The following is a 21,982-nucleotide window of genomic DNA, read 5'->3' as shown; positions in this document are numbered from 1 at the left end:
GCTTGAGCCGGTGGCCCGGTAGACCCTTCCTGACCGGACTCGTCCTGAGCGCGGCGCTGTCGGTTCCAGCGGTAGCCCAGACCACGGCGCTGTGTGCGACGCCCGGCAAGGACGGCCCCATGCCGGGGTCGGCCAGCATCGTGAACACGTACTATCCGGGGACGGCCAGCGCAGGCGCGGGCAGCACCTCGCTGATCCTAGGCACCGCGACGGGTGACACTTCTAAGTCCATCACCCGGGGCGACCTGCTGCTGGTCATGCAGATGCAGGACGCCGCCATCAACAGCGGCAACTCGCTGTCCTACGGATCGGGAACCGGCACTGGGCGCGGCAGCACCACCCTCAACAACGCGGGCAGGTACGAGTATGTCAAGGCCACCAGCGACCTCGCCGGCGGCAGCGTGACGGTACAGGGCCAGGGCACTGGGGGCGGCCTGCTCAACACCTATACCTACGCCGCCGCGTCGACCACGCAGGGGCAGCGGCGCTTTCAGGTCATCCGCGTGCCGCAGTACTCCAGTGCAAACCTGTCGAGCGCGCTCACCGCCGCTGCGTGGAACGGGACGACCGGCGGGGTGCTGGCTTTGGACGTGGCCGGCACCGCGAACCTGAACAACGCCACAGTCAATGTGAGTGGCAAGGGCTTCCGGGGCGGCGCCGGGCGGCAGCTCGCGGGCGCGACGGGCATAGGAACCGGGACGGATTTCGTGAACAGCTCGGGGAAACCCGCGCACGGGGGCAAGGGCGAAGGGATCGCTGGCACGCCCCGCTACGTGAACAGCGGTACGGCGCTCTTGGACGCCACGGACGAAGGCTATCCGGGCGGCTCGATGGCTCGGGGTGCTCCAGGGACAGCAGGCGGCGGGGGTACGGATTCCAATCCGACGGCCAATGACCAGAACTCGGGCGGCGGTGGTGGGGCCAATGGTGGTGGGGGCGGCCAGGGGGGCAATTCCTGGTCGGCGGCGGCCAGCGTCGGGGGCATCGGTGGCGAAAGCTTCACGGCAGCCTTCGACCGCCTCACCCTCGGTGGCGGCGGCGGTGCGGGCTCGACCAACAACGGCACAGGCAGTCCTGCGGGCTTCTCTTCCAGCGGCGCAGCGGGGGGCGGCATGATCTTCCTACGTGCCGGCAGCGTGACGGGCACGGGCACCCTGAATGCCAATGGCGCCGCCGCCAGCGACTCGGTGCTCAACGACGGCAGTGGCGGTGGGGGGGCGGGCGGCTCCGTGCTGGTGTCCTCGGTGGCGGCACTGCCAAGTTCGCTCACGGTCACGGCCAACGGCGGCAAGGGCGGGACAAACACCGGGGGCGGCTCCCCACACGGCCCCGGGGGCGGGGGGGGCGGTGGGGTGGTCGTGCTCTCAAGGAGCGGGCCAGCCATCTCCTTCGCGGCTGGCCAGAACGGCACGACCTCAGGAGGCGGCGCGTTCGGTGCCGTCCCCGGCGACGCCGGAAAGTCCATTGTCCTGCCCACCACCGGTTCGGTGCCCGGGGTCAGCCAGGACGCGGGCTGCTTGCCCCAACTGAGTGTCGGCAAGACCACGGGCACGCCAAACCGGCTGCTGGGCACCGACGCCACGGCCACCTACACCATCACGGTCAGCAATGGCAGCGGTCGGGCAGAGGCCAGTGAGGTGAACCTCTCGGATACCCTCCCGGCGCCCCTGACCTATGCCACCACGGGAACGGTCACCCTGACCGGCGGGGCCACGCGCACGGCCACCACGAACCCGGGGGCCAACGCCGCCGTTCCGGCCTGGGGCACGTTCACGATTCCGGGCGGAGGCAGCGTGGCCCTGACCTTCACGGTCAACCTGAACGGCGCAGCGGTCGGAACGTACCAGAACCCGGCCACGGTGTCGTATCTGAATCCCATCCGCACCACGGCGACGGACACGACCACAGCAACCTACGACCCTGCCTCCAGCACCGGCGAGGACGTCCGGGTGCTACCCGTGCTCAGCGGCAGCGTGTTCGGCGACCCCAATGCCAACGGAGTCATCGACGGCGGCGAGAGTGGTCTGGCGGGAGTGACGGTGCAGCTGTACAACGCGGCCGGGACAAGCCTGCTGAGCACCGCCACCACGGACTCCTCGGGGTTCTACCGCTTCGGGGTCAGTCCGAATGCCACCTACACGGTCAGGGTTCCCACCAGCCCCAGCGGGCAGGGGCCCACCACGCCGAGTCCGGCGAGCCGGAGCGTACCCGTGACGACGGCCTCGGTTCCTGGACAGAACTTCGGATTCATGGCGCTGCCCACCTGCTCTGCAGTGCTGGCGACGTCCAGCTCGAACACGGGCCTGTACGTGCTGAACACGGGCAGCGGGGCGCCCCTGGGCAGCGCCCTTCGCACCCTGCAGAGCCCGACCGAGGCGATGGCGGTGCTGGGCTCGGGCGGCAACGCGGCGCGCGTGTACTACCTCGGCACTCCGGGCGCCTCCACGGTGCCGCTGCGCTTCAACGACCTGAGCACCGGGACGGACGCTCTGGCGGCCACCATCACCCTGCCCACCACGGCCGGCGCGGTCGGTGCCCGGATGGCAATCAGCGGCGCCGGCCTGGGCTACCTGATGTTCAGCGACGGCACCCTGATGAGCTTCACGACCAGCACGCCGTCGTCCACCGTGACCTCGCTGGGCACCGTCGCCCTCAGGAATGTGGCGGGCGGTTCGGTCTCCAGCTACACCACCGGGGACATGGCCTTCGACAGCGGCGGCGTCCTGTGGACGGTCATGACGGACAATTCGGCGGGCCCGGCCCGGGGCCAGAGCCTGCTGTTCTCGCTGGCGGTGGGCAGCACCCCGCCCAGCGCCACGCCCGTCGACAACGTCACCGTGGGGGGCGCCGACGTGACCCAGACGCTGACCGGGCTGGCCTTCGACGGCGCTGGCGCACTCACGGCCACTTCCGTGAACGACGTGTTCACGCTGAGCGCGGCCAGCGTCGACTCGGTCAGGGCCAACACCTCGGCCAGCTCCGTGCCGATCTCCGATCTGGGCTCCTGCTCGTATCCGGCCCTGACGCCCGCCCTGACGATCAGCAAGGCCGTGAGCGCCGCCGCCGTGCGCCCCGGCGACGGGCTCACCTTCACCCTCAGCCTGAGCAATACCGGCACGGCCGCCGCGACCGGCGTGACCCTCACGGACGCCATCCCGGCCAACACGACGTACGTGGCCGGCAGCACGACGCTCAACGGCGTGGCGGTCGCGGACACGGGGAGTGCCATGCCCTACGCCGCCGGCAGTCTGGCGGGCAGCGCGGGCAGCTTTCCGGGCGTGCTCACGGTGGGCACGGGCAAGACCGGCACCGTCAGCTTCCGGGTCACCGTCAGCGCGGCGTATCCGGACGCCGCTCCGGGCGTGAGCAACACTGCGACCGTGACGTATTCGGGCGGGGCGGCGGGCGGCCTGACCTCGAACCAGACGACGACCGGGGTGGGCACGGATCTGGTGGTCACCAAGACCGGCCCGCAGTACATATCGGCGGGCCGAACCCTGAGCTACACGGTGAAGGTCAGCAACGCCGGCCTGCGCGGAGCGGACGGCGCGGTCGTGCGTGACCCGGCGGTGCCCAACTTCAGCGCCACTGCCGTGAGCTGCGCGGCCAGCGGGGGCGCGGTCTGTCCGGCCGGCCTGAGCGTGGCGGCGGTTCAGGCCGGCGTGACCCTGACCACCTTCCCCAGAGGCGGCGCCCTGACCTTCACGGTGGAGGGCACGGCCGGCAGCGGCACCATCGTGAACAGCGCCAGCGTCAGTGCGCCCGCCAGCCTGCCGGACCTCGATCCGGCCAACAACGCCGCGAGCGCGACCACCGGCGTGATCAACGTGCAGCTCACCAAGGAGGTGCGGAACTGCGGCCCGCTCGCTTCGGCTGCGCCCTGTCCGGCCACGGCGGCCTGGAGCACGGCCGGCAGCGGCAGGCCCGGCGACGTGCTGGAGTACCGCATCAGCTACGCGAACACTGGCAGCGCGAACGCCAAGGCGGTTGTGATCAACGACGACGTGCCGTCCAACACCGACGCCGACCTGAACGGCTACGGCGCGGGCCGGGGCGTGAGCTGGTCGGCCAGCGCCACGCCCCTGACCTCGCAGGACGGCGACGACGCCGGCAGCCTGAGCGCCTCGGCGCTGCGCCTGTCGCTGGGCACCCTCGCGCCGGGCACCAGCGGCAGCGTGTCGTTCCGCGCCCGTATCCGCTGATGCCGGCGCCCTGGGGTGGAGGGGGCCGGTAGAGTCTCCCCTATGCGCGCCCTCGTGTACTCGCAGTTCCAGACCCCACCCGAACTCGTGACCGTGCCCGACCCGGTGCCGCCGCCCGGCGGCGTGGTGGTTCGGGTCGAGGCCACCGGCGTGTGCCGCTCGGACTGGCACGGCTGGATGGGGCACGACCCGGACATCCGGCTGCCCCACGTGCCCGGCCATGAACTGGCGGGCACGGTCGTGGCGGTGGGGGCGGGCATCCGGAGCTGGCAGGCCGGCGACCGGGTCACCGTACCCTTCGTGTCGGGCTGCGGGCGCTGCGAGCAGTGTCAGGCCGGACACCAGCAGGTCTGCGACGACCAGTTCCAGCCCGGCTTCACCCACTGGGGTTCGTTCGCCGAATACGTCGCGCTGCGCAGCGCCGAGCACAACCTGGTGCGGCTGCCCGAGAGCCTGGACTTCGTCACGGCGGCCGGCCTGGGCTGCCGCTTCGCCACGTCGTTCCGGGCGCTGGTGCAGCAGGGCCGGGTGCGCGCCGGCGAGTGGGTGGCGGTACACGGCTGCGGCGGCGTGGGCCTCTCGGCCGTGATGATCGCGCACGCCCTGGGGGCCGGCGTGATCGCGGTGGACATCGACGACGCGGCCCTCGCGCTGGCCCGGGAGCTGGGCGCGGAGCACACCCTGGGCCGCCAGACCCCGGATGTGCCCGCCGCCATCCGGGAGCTGACCGGCGGTGGGGCCCACGTCTCGCTCGACGCCCTGGGCTCGCCCCAGACCTGCGCGCAGTCCATCGAGAGCCTGCGCACCCGGGGCCGGCACGTGCAGGTGGGCCTGCTGCTGGCCGACGAGCGCCAGCCCGCCCTGCCGATGAACCGGGTGATCGCCCGCGAGCTCGAACTGTACGGCTCCCACGGCATGGCCGCCCACACGTATCCCGAGATGCTGGGCCTGATCGAGCGCGGCGTCCTGCGTCCCGAACGCCTGATCGGACGCCGCATCTCGCTGAAGGAAGGCATTCAGGCCCTGAGCGGCATGGGCGCCTTCGGGCAGCAGGGGGTCACGGTGATCGACCGGCTGGGAGCGGTGTGAATCCGGCAGCCGATGGGGACGTGGAGAACCGGGAGTGGGACGGCGGGAGTGTGCCCGAACGTCGGCCGTCCTGCCACCGCGATCAGCCCCGATCCTGCGGAGGATGACGCTTCTGCACACCACTTCCAGGACGGAGGTTCCGGGGATCTCGCCTGCTGCTCACGGCTCAGGCGTGGACACCAGCCAACGGGCATGTGGGGCCAGCGCCCGCAGGCGCTCCGGCACGAGGTGCACCGGCAGGTCGGCGGCCAGTACCAGCCGGTGGGCGACCTGACCCAGCACGCCGCTGCCCAGATCGTTCCGGCCGTGGGTGCCCAGAATGAGCAGGTCGGCCCGTTCGCTGTGGGCCACGTCCAGAATGGTCAGGGCGACGTCCGAGGCGACCGACGGCACCACCCGGAGCTGGGGAGGGTGGCGGGCCTCGTTGCCCAGCAGCGCCAGCTGGCCGCCCGCCTGTTCGGCCGTGACCCGGCCGTCGAGCACGTGCAGCAGGATCAGCGAGCCGCCGACCATGCGCGTCATGGCGCAGGCGTGCCGGGCGGCCTGCAGGCTGCAGGCACTGAAGTCAACGGGGACGAGCAGGCGCCGGAACACGGTGACATCCAGTATCGCAAAGGTGGACAGGACAGACCGCATGAACTCCACCCAAGTGCCCGGCCATCCCGTGCCGGCGGGCTCTCCAGGGCGGTGGGCGGATGGGCCGTGCGGGGAGTCGGGTCGCCCCTGAACGGGAGCACAAGGCGGTCACGGTGAACCCCAGGAGCAGGAGGAGGTGGCGCCTGCCGATCCACCGTCCTGCGCGACGTTCGAAGGGAGGGACATGCGCCAGGGTGACGAGGCGGCGTTACCGGGCCATTACAAAGGTGGCCGCCACGCTTTCCCTTCCCGGCACAGCCGGTCTGCTACCATTTCCCTGTTCCAGAACCCGACGCCGCCTCCAGAACCAGCGCTCCGGTCTGGAATGGAGGGTCATGGCCACACCGACGAGTCAGCCGGCATTGACGATCCAGACCTTTGGAGGAGCCGCCATCACCCTTGATGGTCAGGAGATCGCGTGGCCCTCGGCGAGCGCGCGCGACCTGCTCTCGTTTCCACGCCTGATGTGAAATGAGAAGAACCGGCGACGGACACGGGATGGGACATGAGCGTCCAGTACGAGGGCGAGCTTCACCCGCCACCCACCTCTGCTTCGCAGCTTTTCAAGTCCCCAACCCTCTGGGCGAGCTGTCCCAGTCCCCCACACCCAGGGAGGGAGAACAGGCCGTGATCCAGACGACTGGGTTCACATGGCACATACAGCGTTATCCGGGGGGCCGCAGCAAGGACTGGCATGGGGCTCCTCCGTGGCCACACCTTCGGGGCCAAGGATCACCGGAGCGTTACGGAGCAGTGGTAATGGCCTGGTAATGGAGCGCGCTCAGCCTGAGACCCAGGAGGACACCATGTTCGAACGCATCCTGGTCACGACCGACGGCAGTCCGTTCGCCAATCTCGCCCTGCCTGTCGCGGCCGATCTGGCCCGCAGGTACGGCGCCACCCTGACCGTGCTTCACGTCGTCCCCGGCCCGGTCGCCCTGACCGAGGGGGCCGCCTACGCCTTCGACTACGACACCGAGCGCCGGCGGCAGCTCGCGCTGGGTCAGCAGATTCTGGAAGAGGCGAAAGCCCGGATCGACCTGCCGGGCGTCCAGCTGATCAGCCGTGAAGGCCTGCGTACCGACGAGATCATCGCGCAGGAGGTGGGCAGGGGAGCCTTCCAGCTGGTGGTCATGAGCACCCACGGCCGCAGCGGCCTGGCGCACTTCTTCCTGGGCAGCGTGGCCGAGGGCCTGCTGCGCCGGGTGCAGGTGCCGGTCTTCCTGGTGCGTGCGCCCGAACCAGCCACCGCTCACGGGGACACGGTTCATGGGGACTCCGGCCATGCAGACACCGCCCCCCAGGAGGCCCGCACATGACCAGCCTGAGTTCCGGAGTGCCTACCCGCCAGCCCCCCCATCTGGGCGAACCGGGCCTGGCCCAGCGGCTCTTCGCCGACCCACGGCTGGCCCCGCTGTGGCTGCTCCTGCGCGTGTATGTCGGCTGGATGTGGCTGGAGGCCGCCTGGGGCAAGCTGACCAACCCCGCCGGGGTCTGGGTGGGCGCGAAGGCGGGAGCGGCCGTGAGCGGCTTTCTGACCGGCGCCCTGAACAAGACGGCCGGCGAGCATCCGGACGTCCAGGGCTGGTATGCCTGGTTCATCGAGCACGTCGCGCTGCCGAACGCAGCCCTGTTTTCCTACCTGGTGGCCTACGGCGAACTGATCGTCGGGGTGTCGCTGATCCTCGGGCTGTTCACGGGCGTGGCCGCCTTCCTGGGCGGGTTCCTGAACGCCAATTTCCTGCTGGCCGGCACGGTGTCCAGCAACCCGCTGCTGTTCATCCTGGCGACCTGGATCGTGCTGGGCTGGCGCGTCGCCGGCTGGTGGGGCCTGGATCGCTGGATTCTGCCGCGGCTGGGCGTTCGCACCGAGACGCCTGAAGGAGCGGTCAGGCCACGGTAGGAGCGAACTCTGGGAAACCTTCCGGAGCAGCCGGGCGAGCCGCCCCCACAGGTTCCGCGTGGGGGCGGCCGCTCGTGGTTCATCTGCGTCCTGACGGTGGACATTTCTCTGCGTCTGCCCAGCTTCATCAGTTCAGTGGGGGCGCCGGATCTCCGCTCACCACGAGGCACGACACCGCGCGGTGGGTCTCCCCACTCGATTTCCCTACACGACCCTGAACGGTGATCTCTGCTTGTCTGATCTCTGCCTGAACAGTGGTGCCTGGTGCGGGGGGCGACCCACGTCGGGTTCTACGGGCCCACTGGGGCCGCCCGGGCCCATGGCTCCCTTCCCGGCTTGTGTGGGAGCGGCTTCCCTGCGTGGCCCAGCCTGCAGCGGCCCGGGGCTCGGAAGCGGGTGCCCTCAGTGTGCACCCCTGCCGGCGGGAAGGGAAGGTGCCGAATCTTCACTCCCTCTCTTCACGGCGTCATGGCGGGTTCATTCGGCTCCAATGCCGGCCGATCTGTCCACGGAACCCAGTTCCGTCTCGCCATCCCGGTGTGTAACTCCGACCCGCCTTCGAGTCGGCCGAGGTTCGTTTCAGGCGCGGATTAGCGGCAGCCGCACCTGCACGTGGCCCACCTCGCGCCCGGCCCAGTTGTGCTGGGTGGCCGGAGCCAGGGCACGCAGCTCTGCGGTCAGGGGGAGCCCCAGGGCTTCCAGAATCGCCAGCGCCACGTGCGGCCGGGCCCGCTCGCCGCCGTCGAGCACCTTGAAGGCCACGCCCAGCGGGCCGTGGGGCGTGTCGCGCAGCGCCAGGCCGTAGAAGGCTTCCGCGCCCATCTTGGTGGCCAGACCGGGAACGAGCGGCATCAGGGTCGTGTCGAGCCGGCCGGGGCCGGCGATCAGATCCGGGTGGTGCCGCATCGCCTGGAAGACCCGTTCCAGGCCGGCGGCGTGGGGGCCCGCCGGCGCCGCCAGCCGGGCGAAGAGCCGCGCGGCGCCCACCAGCGGCAGGGCGAAGGCCGGCACGCTGCAGCCGTCGGTGCCCATCTGCACAGCGTCCAGAGGCAGATCAGCCAGCCCGGCGTGCAGCTCCCGGATGCGGCGCTGCAGCGGGTGATCCGGCTGCGTGTACCCCTCCCGCGGCCAGCCGAGGAGCGCGCAGGCCAGCAGCATTCCGGCATGTTTGCCGGAACAGTTGTGGTGCAGCGGCGTTGGAGCCTCCCCGCGCCGGATCAGGTCGGCCGCCGCGCCGGGGTCGAAGGGCGGGTGGCTGCCGCACCGCAGATCCCCCTCCGCGCTTCCGGAGCGTTCCAGCAGGCGGCGCACCACCGCCAGATGGCCGGGGGTGCCCGCGTGGCTGGCGCAGGCGATGGCGAGTTCGTCCTGCGGGAGTTCGGGCGCCGCCAGGGCCAGCGGCAGGGCCTGCACCGGCTTGGAACTGCTGCGCGGAAAGGAGAGCAGGTCGGGGTCACCGCAGCCGGCCCACAGGTCTCCTCGCGCGTCCACCACGGCCAGGTGAACCTCGTGGCGGCTCTCGGCCAGCCCCGCACGCGTGTAGGTCACCTGGCCGGGCTCGGGAAGGGTCATGGGCCAGAGGCTAGCGCGCGGACGGGGGCCGCGCCCGGAATCCCGGTCAGCGGGCCGGGCTCAGGACGACCTGATCGCGTCCCCGGGGCTGCAGTACGATCCCGACGTGTGGACGAGGTGGGCCACCTTGAGTTCTGCCCCTTCGTCTCCCAGGGGCACCGGACGGAACTCGGGCGAGACCTGCCAGCCGAACTGCGGAGCCCCAGGAAAGGCCCGTGCATGGTGCCGGAGCCCCATGGGCACCAGCCGCAGGCGCCGGTCGATCCACTCCCGATCCCAGGGGCAGTCGGCCAGGATCTCCTCGGCCGCGCGGAACTCGTAGTACACGGTGCGCCGGCGCGCGTGGCCGAGGGTGGACTCGCTGCCGTGCAGCACCATGACGTCGTGCAGCAGCACGTCGCCCGGCTCCATCTCCAGTTGCAGCACGCCGGGCGCGTCCCAGCCGTAGGTGTCGCGGATTTCGCAGACGTCGAGGACTCGGCGCTGGGTGCCGGGCACCACCCGCAGGGCGCCGCCGCCGATCACCGAGCGGTCGAGGTACAGGTCGAAGTTGAAGATCCGGTAGGCCCGGGGGTGCACCGCGTCCTGATGCCAGGGAATCTGTTCGCCGTCGCCGGTCTGCTTGAATACCATGCTCTCGTAGGTCGGCACGAAGTTCCGGCCACACAGGCTCTCCGCCACGCCCAGCACCTGGGGGCTGCCCAGCAGTTCCAGGGATGCCGGCTGCCCCCTGTCGTGCAGGTAGTTCACGCGGAAGAGCACCTCGCCGTGGGCGCGGCGGGCGAAGTTGTAGTCGTCGCCGGGCGGCTGGCGCTGGCCGTCGTCGATCCAGGCGTCCCCCGCCGCCTGCAGGCGGGCGAGCAGCTCGCCGGTCACCCACTGCCGGAGCAGCAGGTACCCGTGCTCGTCGAAGAACTGCACCTGCGCGGCGCTCAGGTGAAAGGGGGCTCGGCGGGCGGGGGGGCGGGCGGATGGTCGACCACTCTCAGCTTTGCCGCTTCTGCACTCATGGCGCTCCTCCTCGGGCCCAGTCTCCTGTTCAGTCGCTGCCGTGGTCACACTCTGCCGGGCTCCCTGCCAGGGTAAACCCGAGGGGCCACGACCTCCACTGCTTCCCCTTCGCAGACCCCCGCATCCTCCGCGCGGTCGGGGGCCGTGGACGGTTCGCGCAGGGGTTCCCACCGGTACGGTTCAGCAGCCCAGTCCCCCAGGACGGCCGGTACCCACGCGGAGCCCCGGCCCGTTCCAGGCGTGTGGGCCGACTTCACGGCGCTGGTCTCCCGGGACAGGATCGCCCGCCCAGGGTCACGGGCCTCAGGCGGGCAGCCCGTCGCCGCCGGCCAGCAGGCTCTGGAGGAGGCGCTGCGTGGCGGGCAGCGGGGCCACATCGAGGTGCGCGCGCAGGGTGCGCTCCAGGGCGCAGTAGACCTGCACGGCGCGGTGGCGGTTGCCGCTCAGGGCGTACAGGCGCATCAGGCGGCCGTGGGCGTCTTCCGAGCAGGGATCGAGCCTCAGCCAGCGCGTGACGTGCCGCACGGCGGCCTCCAGCTGCCCCTGGCGCTCGTACCAGTCGCTCAGCGACCGCAGCTGCCAGAAGCGCCGGGTGTCCAGCCGCTCGCGCCACTCCAGCACACACAGCTCCAGATCCGGGCAGTCGTCGTAGCGCTGTCCGTGCAGGAGTTCGCCGTCCGGCACGACCTGCAGAGGAGGCCCGTCCAGCACGATGTCGGTGGGCACCAGCGGGCTGAGGCTCAGCACCTCGCGGCCCAGCACGACCTCGTGGCCGGCCAGATCGCGCAGCTTGCGCCGCAGCTGCACCAGGTTGTTGCGAGCGGTGTCCTCGGGCGTCTCGGGCCATAGCAGCGCCATGGTGCCCACACGGGTCGCGGAGCCGTCGAAGGCCAGCATCGCCAGCAGCGCCGCCGCCTTGCGGGCCAGGGGGATCACGGCGCCCTGCTGGTGCCAGGTGGGCGCGCCGATCAGCTGCGCGGCGCAGCGGGGCGGCTGGGTCAGCTCGTCGAGGTCGAAGGTCGGGGCGGACGGGGTGGGGGTCGGCCAGGCGCTCATGGGGCTCCTTGACGGATCGGACAGGGCGGGTCGGCGGCAGGTCGGCGGCGTGGAACCGGTTCAGGGTTCCAGGCTGGGGTGCTGGTCGTAGCGGGCAGTCAGGCGCTCGATCACGCCGGGGTGCTCGGGGGGCCACGTGGGCGAGCGGGCGATCAGCTCGGCCAGCTCCCCCAGGTAGCCCTCCTGGCCCGCCGGCGTCACCAGCACCAGGAAGCGCGCGGGCTGATCGGTGTCGTTGGACAGGCGGTGGACGGTGCCGGGCGGCACGCGCATGAAGGTGCCGGGGCCGGCGGGCCGCCGCGCGTGATCGACGCTCAGGCTCAGCTCGCCTTCGAGCACGTAGAGCGCCTCGGTGGTCTCGGCGTGCCAGTGCGCGGGGGTGCCGGGAAACCGCGGCGCGACCCGGTACTCCAGCAGGGCCCACTGGCCGCCCGTGTCCTCGCCGCCGGTCAGCACCGTGACGACTGCTCCGGGCAGGTGGTGGGTGCGTGGGACGGGCTGCAGCGTTTCGGTCATGGGGCCTCCTCCTGCCTCCACGGTAGGACGCGCCACGGGGTGGGCGCGTCCCGTGAATGCAGGGGGGTGGGGGCCGGACGAGGGGGGTGCCCAGGGGGAGGGCTGCAGGGGGGAGCCGAATTGGACGGGAGATGGACAGGCTGCTCGCCCGTTCCGGGGTGCTCTCGTGGCCACTCAGCCTGGAGTGGGGAGAGGGATGACGGTGCCCCTGGATGACGGTGGCCCGGGGCCAACAGCAGGGCGCCAGAGGGGTTGCCCGCTCTGGCGCCATGTGGAGGTGATCGATCTCAGGGGGTCACGGTTCCGGCCCTCAAGTCGGCTGATCCGTGTTCCGGTCGTCTTCCCCGACTACTGCCCCTGGCCCATCGAGTAGCCGGGAACGCCGTCGAAGGTGTACAGGTGCTCGGTCTTGATGAAGTCCAGTCCCGTCAGGTTGAGGCGCTGCAGCAGTTCGATCACCTGCAGGTGGTCGACCGGCCCGTTCCCGAGGAAGCGGCAGCGCCAGTGGTCGGCCTTGCGGGTCTCCGGGAAGCCGCCGGGCCAGACCATCACACCGCGGTTGGTGATCATCCGCAGGGTCAGGTCGCTGTGCTGCACGCCCTGCAGGATCGCCGCCAGCCGCGCCGGATCGCGCCCCTCCTCGCTCCATTCGAAGAAGATGTCGGCGCCGACCAGCACCTTGAGCTGCGGCGCGGGGGTGGGCAGCTCGGGAACCGGGGCCAGCGCGGCGCGGGGCGGCGAAGCCAGGGCCACCGGCAGCACCTCGGGCCGCTGGCCGAGCCGCTCGATCACGGCGTCGGCGAAGGCCTGCGTGCCGACCAGCTCGCGGGTGTGCTCGCCCCGGATGTCCGCCGTGTGTACGCCGTCCTCCAGCGTGCGCCGCCAGGCGTTGTCGATGCGCGTGGCGACCGCGCCCTGTCCCAGGTGCTGGAGCATGAGCACCGCCGCCTGCAACAGGCCGCTGGGGTTGGCGACGTCCTGGCCCGCCAGATCCGGGGCGCTGCCGTGGATCGCCTCGAACATCGCGACCCCCTCGCCGATGTTGGCGCTGCCGGCCAGGCCCACCGAGCCTGCGACCTCGGCGGCCACGTCCGAGAGGATGTCGCCGTAGAGGTTGAGCGTGACGATCACGTCGTAGCGCTCAGGGTGCACGGCGACCCGCGCGGTGCCGATGTCGATGATCTGGTGCTCGCGCTCCAGCTCGGGGTACTGCGCGCCGATCTCGTCGAAGACCTGATGGAACAGCCCATCGGTCATCTTCATGATGTTGTCCTTGCTCAGGGCCGTGACCTTGTGCCGGCCGTGCAGCCGCGCGTACTCGAAGGCGTAGCGCACGATGCGCTCGCAGCCCTCGCGGGTGATCAGCTTCAGGCACTGCACGACCTCGCGGGTCTGCCGGTGCTCGATACCGGCGTACAGATCCTCCTCGTTCTCGCGGATGATCACCAGATCGAGCGCCGGGTGCAGGGTGGGCACGTAGGGGGCGTAAGCGCGGCAGGGCCGGACGTTGGCGTACAGCCCCAGGGTCTTGCGGAGGGTGACGTTCAGGCTCTTGTAGCCGCCGCCCTGGGGCGTGGTGATGGGCGCCTTGAGCAGCACCCCGGTGCGCCGCAGGCTCTCCCAGCTGCGGGCCTCGATGCCCGAGGAGACGCCCTGCCGGTAGACCGACTCGCCGATCTCGATCACCTCGGGCGCCAGCGCGGCGCCGGCGGCCTTCAGGATCCGCAGGGTCGCCTCCATCAGGCTGGGGCCGATGCCGTCGCCGTACGCCACGGTGATCGGCACCGTCATGATCTGCGAGGACGTGCCGGTGAGCGCGTCGGGAAGGAGGGGCCGGGACACGGCTACGGGGTGGGTGGCGGTCATGGGTGCCTCCTGAGGCGGGGAGAGGGAGCGCCAACCTCGCTATGCTGAGGCTGACTGGTTTGACACGATACAGAATACACGAAAACAGTGTCGCGTATTCAGCTTCCGAGGTCAAGCCCCCAGGAGGCAGCATGGCCCAGGCACCTTCCCCCACCCCACCCGGCGAAAGCGCGAGCTGGACATTCCTGACCAACCACGCCCACGTGCTCGTCTGTCTGGTGCAGCGCCCGGACGACACCCTGCGCGAGGTCGCCCGGCGGGTCGGCATCACCGAACGCGCCGTGCAGCGCATCATCCGGGAACTCGAGGACGCCGGCATCCTGCAGCGCGCCCGCACGGGCCGCCGCAACCACTACACGGTCGACGGCGCGCACCCCCTGCGCCATCCCCTGGAGGCCCACCGCAGCGTCGAGGAACTCCTGACCCTGCTGACGACCGGAGATCGCTAGCCCAGTGGGTTGAAGGGGGGCTGGAATTCTGGAGGCGGAGCGGACGGCCGAAGCCAGGTTCCCGCGCCGCACCATGAAGCGGCCTTGACCCAACCGGCACGGAGCCGAGCGCCTCCGAGGTCACCCTGGGGCATGTCGACCGATCCTTCAGCCGTGCCCGCGCCCATGACCGAAACGAGTGAGACCCTCACCTCCGACAATCCGGTGTATCAGCCGCCAGCGGACGCCGAGAGCAGCGACGAACTCGACGCCAGCCTCGACGGCACCAGCGCCGCCCACTACGGCGCCAACGACCCGGCGCTGTACGAGGACATGGCCCCGGACAAGGACTGATACGCGTTGCGCTCCATTCTGGAACCTCCGGGAGAGCGCCGAAGGTTCCTCCACATCGCGCCACGCGTCCTGGTTGCTTCTCCCTTCGGTCGGGCCCAATCGCTCAAACTTGAGCGACTGGGCCGCAATGGGTATGAAGCCAGCACAGCGTCCATCCACAGTCAGGAGGCGGCCCGAGTTGGCCGCCTCTTTCCATTCACCCCGCTACCATCAACCCTCCTGGGCTGGCGTCCGCAGCAGACCGAAGCTCTGGAGGGCGCGGCGTGCGATGAGCTCTCCGGCGTCCTCCTGAACGAAGTGGCCGCCTTCAGGAATCTCCAGGGGGGGCGGGCAGCCCCGGATGAGGGAGTGCAGATACGCCATCGCCGCCGGCCCCAGCACCCCATCCCGCATGCCCACGGCCATGAAGCTCTGGCCGGCCCACTCGGTCTGCCACCAGACCCGTGCCCGGCGCGACAGCTCGGCGCCGGGCGCGTCCGGGCGATCCGGCACCAGCTGGGGAAAGGCCCGCACGCCCGCCTTGAAGCGCACGTCGGGGAACGGCGCGGCGTAGGCGGCCGCGACCTCGGAGCTGAGGCCCGGCGACGACTGCGCGAACAGGGCCGCCACGTCCAGATCCCGGTGGGCGGCGGCGTGGGCACGCCACGCCAGGAACCCCGGCCCCAGCGGCAGGTCGCCGGTCGCCAGGGCGGTGTTCATGGCGATCAGGCGGGTATAGCGTTCGGGCGCCTCCAGCGGCAGGGTCAGGCCGAGCAGGCCGCCCCAGTCCTGCACCACCAGGGTGATGTCGCGCAGCTCCAGCCGCCGAACCAGTGCCAGCAGCGTGCGGCGGTGGAAGTCGAAGCTGTAGGCCGAGTCCTCGGCCGGCTTGTCCGAGCGTCCGAAGCCGAACAGGTCGGGCGCGATCACCCGCATCCCGGCCTCCACGAACACGGGAATCATGGTGCGGTACAGGTAGCTCCACGACGGCTCGCCGTGCAGACACAGCGCCACGGGCGCGCCGGGGGGGCCCCCCTCGTCGAGGTAATGCAGCCGCAGGCCCTCCAGACCCGGCAGGTCGCCAAGGTAGTGCGGGGCAAACGGGTAGCTAGGCAGGTGCTGGAAGCGCTCGTCGGGGGTACGCAGGATGGTCATGGGACTCCTTCGCTGGCGGGTACGGGCAGGTGGGCGGGCGACCACCGCCCTGCAGGAAACCTCTTCAGGGGACAGGCACGCCCCGCTGGCCTGGGGGCGCGGCCCGGTCGTCCGGCGAGGCGTGGGCCGGCTCGGCCGCCGCGTCCCTCAGCTTACCCAGGCGTGCCCGCACCTCGGCGTGGCGTTCGCGGGTGATCGGATAGCGCCAGGCACATAGCAGGGCCAGGGCGAAACAGCCGGCCGAGACCGGCCCCATCATCAGCGCCAGGCCGCGCACGGTTCCTTCGCTCTGCACGGCGCTGCCCTGCACGTAGCCCAGCACCGAGGTCAGCGCGGCGTTCGAGAAGACGCCCAGCGACCCGGCCGCCTTGAGCACCAGCAGCACCAGCGCGTAGAACAGCCCCGGACGACGCAGGCCGCTGCCGACCTCGTCGAACTCGATCACGTCCGGCAGCATCGCCCAGGGAAAGAGGGTGACCGCCGAGAGGCCCGCGCCGTTGAGCACCAGCGTCAGCAGCAGCGCGGGCGAGACGCCGCCGCCGGGCACCACGCTCACGTAGGCGAGCAGCGCCGCGATGATGAAGCTCAGGCCCACCAGCACGCAGACCCGCTTGCCCGTGCGCGCCGAGACGCGTACCCACACCGGAAAGGCCAGGATGGCCGAGACGAACAGCAGCCCCAGCAGCGGCCCCTGCGCCGCGCCGGGCAGCCGCAGCACCGATTCCATGAAGAAGGGCAGCAGCGAATTGGTGATCATGAACCCCAGCGCAGTCATCAGGAACACGCCCAGCAGCGTGCGGAAGCCGGCGGTCAGGAACACGTCGCGCACGGCCTGCACGGAGAGCCGGTGCTGATCCGCCGGGTTCCGGGCAGAGCTGTGGGCTGCCGGGGCGGCGAAGTCCTCACGCACCGCGAAACCGGTGAGCAGGAAGGTGACGAGCATCAGTGCGCCAAAGCCCCCGGCCACCACCAGCCAGCTGCCCGCCGGGGTCGCCGCCAGATCCTCCGCGCCGCTCAGGCCCAGCACCAGGGCGGGCGGGGCGGCCACGGCCACCAGCGTACCCAGCATCGAGAAGGCCACCCGCACGCTGGTCAGGGCGGTGCGCTCGTCGTAGTCGCGGGTCAGCTCGGCGTTCAGGGCCGAGTACGGCACGGTGACCAGCGCATACAGCGCCGAGGCCGCCATGAAGCCCAGGCAGGCCAGCGCGAAGCCCGCCCCGGGCACCAGCGGCAGCGCCCACAGCAGCGCGAACAGCAGACTGGCCGGCAGCGCCGCCCAGCGCACGAAGGCCAGCCGCCCGACCCGTGGCCGCAGCCGATCCGACCACGCGCCGATCAGCGGATCGATCAGGGCATCGAACAGCCGCCCCGCCAGGAAGGCCAGCCCGGCCTGCAGCGGCGGCAGCTGCGCCACGTTGATCAGGTAATACAGCAGCCAGGTATTGACCGCGACGTTGCAGAGGCTGGCCCCGAAGTCGCCGACACCGTACAGGGCCCGTTCGTGGGGACGGAGTGAGGGGGTCATCCGGGCAGCCTCCTGGCGGGCACGTCCCCGATCGCGATCGGGGCCCGAATCGGAACACAGGGAGCGCTCGCCGCGCCCCGGGCGGCGGGACGGTGGCGGGCAACGGAGCGTTGGACAGCGCAGCGGCGGGCAGGACAGGCCGAACGGAGTGTGCCTCCGCAGCGTAGGAGTAGGCTGCTTCAAATGGACACCTCCGTTTTAAGTGGTGGGTTCAGGGGGGCGGCGCGTGCAGGGGGGCGGCGTGCCCGGGGATGAGGTGTGGCGGGTGACCGATCCGGCCGTGGTGCCCCGGCTGGTGGACGGCTGGGAACTGCGCTACCTGGCCCCCTTCATGGGCCGCGAGGTGACCCTCAGCGAGGCCGCCCGCGAGCTGGGCGTAAGCCTCCCGCGGCTGCACTACCAGGCGCGCAAGCTGTGCGCCGAGGGCCTGGTGCGGGTCCTGCGGGTCGAGCGGCGCCGCCGCCACGCCGTCAAGATCTACCGCGCCGTCGCCGACGTCTTCTTCGTTCCCTTCGCGCTGATTTCCAGCGAATCGGTGGCCGTGGCGATGGCGCGGGCCGACCTGCCCTGGCGCCCGCTCTTCCTGCGGAGCCTGGAGCAGGTCTGGCGCGAGCATCCCGGCGAGTGGGGCATGCAGCTGGAGCGCACCGATCTGGGCGCCGTGCGCGCGACCATCGTGCCGGCGCCGGGCCAGCAGGGTCGCCTGACCTCGCCGGAGATGCCCGCGGTGGCCCTGGGCGGCTGGGTCACGGATCTGATGCTGGATTTCGAGGATGCCAAGGCGCTGCAGCGCGACCTCGCGGCGCTGCTGGCCCGCTACGAGGGCCGGCGCGGCTCGGGGCGTTACCTGATGCAGCTGCGGCTCGCGCCCCTGCTGGCCGACCCCGGCGAGGTGCCCAACGTGACGCTGCGGTAGCGGCCTGCTTCCGGGTGGCCCGAGGGATGATGCCTGTCTCATCGCAGTTACAGGAGAAGTGATGCCCACACAGGGGCGTCAATAGGGCCGACGGCGCACGGCAGCGCCCTGAAGCTGCCGGGAGAGGAGTGGCAGCGTGCCCACGCCCATCTCTGCTGGATGCAGGTTTGGATCCGCCAGACGTGGGGCAGGGACGCTTCAGGTGACTCTGGCCGACCAGTCCTGACGGCGGACGGCGCGGCCCGGAAAGGTGACCGGTACCCAGCCATCTGGGCGCCCCCGATCAGGTGAGGCAGTGTTTCTCCCGTTGCCACGAGGGCCAGCAGCGCCCTGGCCGGCGCCCGGACGCAGGGCCGCGTGACCCCCGCCTCGTTTGAACCCGCGCCCACACGGCGTCTTCCGGTACGAGCTGACAGAGACCGGCGGAGCGTTCCATGGTCGGTGACCGGCCTCCCCGTCCATCCAGCGCCGGAGCCCCGGTCAGGTCTCCGGAGCATGACAGGGACAGCGGTTTCCCCCTTTCACTTGCCGACCTCAGCATCATCTGATGTCGAAATGTCAAGCGTAAAATTCACGAAATGTAAGGAATAAGAAATCATTAACTCTTAATCTGAATCACATCGATGCGGAGCTGCGCCTGCCCGAACCCGTTCTCTCGCCGTATCGCCAGCCCACCCGACCACCCGCCGTCACCGGTCGGATCGACCACTGTCACCCGTAAAGACAAAGGAGTTCCGTGAAACACCCCCGTACCCTCAATTTCCTCTCGCTGCTGGCCCTGCTGGCTGTCGGCCAGGCCTCGGCCACCGGCACTCCGGCCGGCACCCAGATCACCAACCAGGCGACCGTCACCTACAGGGACAGCGATACGGGCACCCGTCAGGGCACGAACTCCAACGAGGTCAGCACGCTGGTCAAGCAGGTCGCCGGTCTGACCATCACGCTCGACGGCTCGGTGGCCCAGCCCGGGCAGCAGCAGCAGGCGGTTCCCGGCGGCGAGGTCGTGTACCCCTACACCCTGACCAACACCGGCAACGGTACCGACAGCTTCAAGCTCAATGTGCTGACGGACACGAGCCTGGCGGGCGGCGTGAGTCCGGCGGCGGCCCCGGTGGTCTATGCCGACACCAACGGCGACGGCATCCTGCAGCCCGGCGAGCGCGTCTCCCTGCCGGTCAGCGGCTCCGACGTGCTGATCACGAACGTGGCGGCGGACTCCCAGCAGCGCTTCTTCGTGGTCTATCAGGTGCCGATCACCGCCCTGAGCACCCAGACCATCTCCACCGAGCCGCGCGGCACGAGCGTGTTCGACGCCAGCAAGCAGGACGGCTACGGCGGGGCGACCACCGAGAACTACGCCCGCACCAACGTGGTGCAGGACGCCGTGATTACCAGCACCAAGCAGGTGCTGAGCGTGACCAGGGACGGTCTGGGCAACCTGACGGCCCGCTACCGCATCTCCGTGACCAACTCGGGCGTCCGCGACGCCACGGGCGTGGTCGTCACCGACGATGTGATCGGCGGCCTGAGCGATCTGCCCGCCGGCTCCGTGATCGACGCCAATCCAGCCACCTACGGCAGCACCCCCGCCGGCGCCGCCGTCTCCATCCCGGCCCCCGACACCATCCAGGCCAGCCTGGGCACCCTGGTGGCCGGCCAGACCGCCCAGTTCGACTTCCAGGTGCTGATTCCCTCGAGCGCCGCCCCGACGACCGCCGCCAACCCCTACACCAACGTGGCTGACATCCAGTTCGCCGAGAACCGCAACGCCGACCTCAACGGCGACACCGTGCCGGATCCGGTGCACTCCAACGCCGCCGACATCTCCAAGGCTCCGGTGGCCCTGCTGGGCCTGGGCCCCAGCGGCGACCCGAACGGCGCCGCCGACGCGACCATCGAGACCAGCTACACCAGCCCCGAAGGGGTCTCCATCACCCCCGGCACCAGCACCAACGACGACACCCAGCTGGCCGCCAGCGTGCCCTCGGGCAGCTCGGTGACCTTTACCCAGACGCTGATCAACAACGGCGACGCGACCGACACCTTCAATATGGCGGCCGTCCTGGCGGGACTGCCCGCCGGCTCCGTGGTGCAGCTGCTGCGCGCCGACGGCACCCCCCTGGCCGACTCCAACGGCGACGGCATCGTCGACAGCGGCCCGCTGGCCTCCGGTCAGCGCTCGACCATCTTGGTCAAGGTGCTGTTCCCGGCCCGTGACGCCGGCGGCCTGCCCGTCAGCGACCCTGACGGCGGCTCCGTGGTCATCACGGCCACCAGCGTGCTGGAGAACACGGTCAGCAACGCCACCACGGATCTGATCGGCGCGGTGACAGCCCCCAGCGTGGCCTTCGGTGACCGCGACCCCGGCGCGAACGGCGGCAACCCGGCCCTGACCCCGGTGGTCAACGCGGTGCCCGGCGCCGTCGTGACCTTCCCCATGGAGGCCGGCAACAACGGCGGCCAGCCCGACACCTACAACCTGAGCGGCTCCGTCACCTTCCCGACCACCGCCGGCCCGGTCACCGTGCCCGTGACCTACTACCTCGACAGCGACGGCGACGGCGTGCTGAGCCCGGCCGAACTGGCCGCCGGCCCGGTGACCACCACTGGCACCCTGCAGCCCGGCACGGAACTCAAGCTGATCGCCTCGGTGACCGTGCCTGCGGGCGCCACTGCCGGCCCGGTCAGCGTCAACCAGACCGCCACCAGCCCGGTGACCGGCACCACCGCCGCCGACACCAACGACGTCATCACCGTGAAGAGCATCTACGACCTCTCGCTCAGCACGGACCGCAGCGGCACCACCACCAGCCCCGGCACGGCGCTCTACCAGCACACCCTCGCCAACGTGGGCAACGCCCCGCTCCTCCCCGGCGACCTGGCCTTCACGGCCACGCAGGCCGGCGCCACCACCGGCTGGACGAACCTCTACAGCCTCGACGGCGTGAACTTCTTCCCCACCGCCGAGGGCGCCTTCGCCGACGGCGCCAGCCGCAACCTGCTGGGCGGCGACGGCAAGCTCGACCCGAACGAGAGCGTGCCCCTGTACGTCAAGGTGAACGTGCCCTCCGGTGAACCCACCGAAGCGCTCAACCAGTCCACCCTCAGCGTCTCCATCACCAAGACCGACACGCCCGCCGGCCCCAGCGACACCGTGGACGTGCTGGACACCGTGGCGAACCCGGCCCGCGTGACCGACACGACCCGCGTGGTGGGCGGCAAGCTCAACGCCAGCAAGTCCGTGGTCAACTGCGGCGCCGACCTGCTGTGCGCGGCTCCGGTCAGCGGCGCCGACGCCTTCCCCAACGAGTACCTGCGCTACACCCTGAGCGCCCGCAACCTCTCCGCCGACCCGCTGAGCGAGGTGCTGTTCAAGGACACCGTGCCGGCCTACACCTCGCTGTACGCCGTGGGCGGCCCGGCCAACGGCTACTACCGCATCGACGGCGGCGCCTGGATCGCCGTGAGCACCCCGCTGGGAGCGCCGCGGCCCGCCGGCACGCTGCTGGAATTCGCCGCCGACACCGACGGCGTGGCAGGCATCACGCCGAACGACACGGTGCTGGCCCCCGGCGTCTCGCTGGACTTCACCCTGACCGTCAAGGTCAACTGATCCCGGTCTGGGAGGGGCGCGGAAGCGCTCCTCCCGGAACCCTATCGCCCCCCCAGCCCCTGAACCATCCAGCCCCTGAACCCCCAACAACAGACCCACGAACAGCAGACCCCCCTTTTGCGCTTCACCCCTTTGAGCCCGGCCCACCCACAGAGTTCACC

The 21,982-nt window shown here is 70.9% G+C and carries 17 protein-coding genes; 9 read left to right on the top strand and 8 right to left on the bottom strand.

What is annotated here, in order from left to right:
* The first annotated feature begins 2 nt into the window (after positions 1–2).
* Entirely contained in the window at positions 3–4,202 is a 4,200-nt protein-coding gene (locus CVO96_RS19185) for a beta strand repeat-containing protein (RefSeq protein ID WP_133161865.1), read from the top strand.
* 42 nt (positions 4,203–4,244) lie between these two features.
* Positions 4,245–5,291 (top strand): zinc-dependent alcohol dehydrogenase family protein, encoded by a 1,047-nt coding sequence (locus CVO96_RS19180; RefSeq protein WP_103314064.1) that lies wholly within the window; start codon positions 4,245–4,247, stop codon positions 5,289–5,291.
* Positions 5,292–5,450: 159 nt separating this feature from the next.
* Here the strand turns inward: CVO96_RS19180 and CVO96_RS19175 are convergent, their stop codons facing one another.
* Positions 5,451–5,885, bottom strand: coding sequence for a universal stress protein (locus CVO96_RS19175; RefSeq protein WP_165795447.1), 435 nt, complete (start codon positions 5,883–5,885; stop codon positions 5,451–5,453).
* A gap of 377 nt (positions 5,886–6,262) precedes the next feature.
* Here CVO96_RS19175 and CVO96_RS21630 point away from each other — a divergent pair, with 377 nt between their 5' ends.
* From CVO96_RS21630 to CVO96_RS19165, 3 genes are all read left to right on the top strand, one after another.
* The gene (locus CVO96_RS21630; protein WP_279327025.1) at positions 6,263–6,397 is read left to right on the top strand and encodes a hypothetical protein; all 135 of its coding nucleotides are present in this window, start codon (positions 6,263–6,265) and stop codon (positions 6,395–6,397) included.
* A 336-nt stretch (positions 6,398–6,733) separates the two neighbouring features.
* Positions 6,734–7,246 carry a universal stress protein gene (locus CVO96_RS19170; protein ID WP_165795446.1) on the top strand — a complete coding sequence of 171 codons (513 nt, stop codon included), beginning with the start codon at positions 6,734–6,736 and terminating at the stop codon, positions 7,244–7,246.
* Complete coding sequence (locus CVO96_RS19165; RefSeq protein WP_103314061.1) at positions 7,243–7,830, top strand: DoxX family protein; 588 nt, start codon at positions 7,243–7,245, stop codon at positions 7,828–7,830. Before CVO96_RS19170 ends, CVO96_RS19165 begins: the two co-directional genes overlap by 4 nt.
* Before the next feature lie 579 nt (positions 7,831–8,409).
* Here the strand turns inward: CVO96_RS19165 and CVO96_RS19160 are convergent.
* The 5 genes from CVO96_RS19160 to CVO96_RS19140 all read right to left on the bottom strand — a co-directional run bounded on the left by CVO96_RS19160 (position 8,410) and on the right by CVO96_RS19140 (position 13,851).
* Positions 8,410–9,402, bottom strand: a complete 993-nt coding sequence (locus tag CVO96_RS19160) for an asparaginase (RefSeq protein ID WP_103314060.1) — start codon at positions 9,400–9,402, stop codon at positions 8,410–8,412.
* A 60-nt stretch (positions 9,403–9,462) separates the two neighbouring features.
* On the bottom strand, positions 9,463–10,323 hold the full coding sequence (locus tag CVO96_RS19155) for a phytanoyl-CoA dioxygenase family protein (protein ID WP_165795445.1): 861 nt from the start codon (positions 10,321–10,323) through the stop codon (positions 9,463–9,465).
* Between the two features lie 393 nt (positions 10,324–10,716).
* Positions 10,717–11,469 carry an AfsR/SARP family transcriptional regulator gene (locus tag CVO96_RS19150; RefSeq protein ID WP_103314058.1) on the bottom strand — a complete coding sequence of 251 codons (753 nt, stop codon included), beginning with the start codon at positions 11,467–11,469 and terminating at the stop codon, positions 10,717–10,719.
* 60 nt (positions 11,470–11,529) lie between these two features.
* Positions 11,530–11,985: a cupin domain-containing protein gene (locus tag CVO96_RS19145; protein ID WP_103314057.1), complete on the bottom strand. Its 456-nt coding sequence runs from the start codon at positions 11,983–11,985 to the stop codon at positions 11,530–11,532.
* A gap of 348 nt (positions 11,986–12,333) precedes the next feature.
* Complete coding sequence (locus tag CVO96_RS19140) at positions 12,334–13,851, bottom strand: NADP-dependent isocitrate dehydrogenase (RefSeq protein ID WP_243398518.1); 1,518 nt, start codon at positions 13,849–13,851, stop codon at positions 12,334–12,336.
* A gap of 131 nt (positions 13,852–13,982) precedes the next feature.
* Between CVO96_RS19140 and CVO96_RS19135 the strand changes: the two genes are divergently transcribed.
* Positions 13,983–14,300: a helix-turn-helix transcriptional regulator gene (locus CVO96_RS19135; protein WP_207795386.1), complete on the top strand. Its 318-nt coding sequence runs from the start codon at positions 13,983–13,985 to the stop codon at positions 14,298–14,300.
* A 132-nt stretch (positions 14,301–14,432) separates the two neighbouring features.
* Positions 14,433–14,633 (top strand): hypothetical protein, encoded by a 201-nt coding sequence (locus CVO96_RS19130; protein WP_103314055.1) that lies wholly within the window; start codon positions 14,433–14,435, stop codon positions 14,631–14,633.
* 210 nt (positions 14,634–14,843) lie between these two features.
* On the opposite strand, the gene CVO96_RS19125 is transcribed toward CVO96_RS19130, so the two are convergent.
* Together CVO96_RS19125 and CVO96_RS19120 are read right to left on the bottom strand one after the other, a co-directional pair.
* Complete coding sequence (locus CVO96_RS19125; RefSeq protein WP_103314054.1) at positions 14,844–15,767, bottom strand: haloalkane dehalogenase; 924 nt, start codon at positions 15,765–15,767, stop codon at positions 14,844–14,846.
* Positions 15,768–15,831: 64 nt separating this feature from the next.
* Entirely contained in the window at positions 15,832–17,292 is a 1,461-nt protein-coding gene (locus tag CVO96_RS19120) for an MFS transporter (RefSeq protein ID WP_103314053.1), read from the bottom strand.
* 265 nt (positions 17,293–17,557) lie between these two features.
* Between CVO96_RS19120 and CVO96_RS19115 the strand changes: the two genes are divergently transcribed.
* Both CVO96_RS19115 and CVO96_RS19110 read left to right on the top strand, forming a co-directional pair.
* Complete coding sequence (locus CVO96_RS19115) at positions 17,558–18,208, top strand: hypothetical protein (RefSeq protein ID WP_133161863.1); 651 nt, start codon at positions 17,558–17,560, stop codon at positions 18,206–18,208.
* 736 nt (positions 18,209–18,944) lie between these two features.
* Positions 18,945–21,821: a beta strand repeat-containing protein gene (locus tag CVO96_RS19110; protein WP_103314051.1), complete on the top strand. Its 2,877-nt coding sequence runs from the start codon at positions 18,945–18,947 to the stop codon at positions 21,819–21,821.
* Positions 21,822–21,982 lie beyond the last annotated feature (161 nt).

It is taken from the genome of Deinococcus koreensis (assembly GCF_002901445.1).
In the GTDB taxonomy this organism is placed as follows: domain Bacteria; phylum Deinococcota; class Deinococci; order Deinococcales; family Deinococcaceae; genus Deinococcus; species Deinococcus koreensis.
The sequence above is the reverse complement of the archived record's forward strand: the minus strand, read 5'-3'. Positions and strand labels throughout refer to the sequence as shown.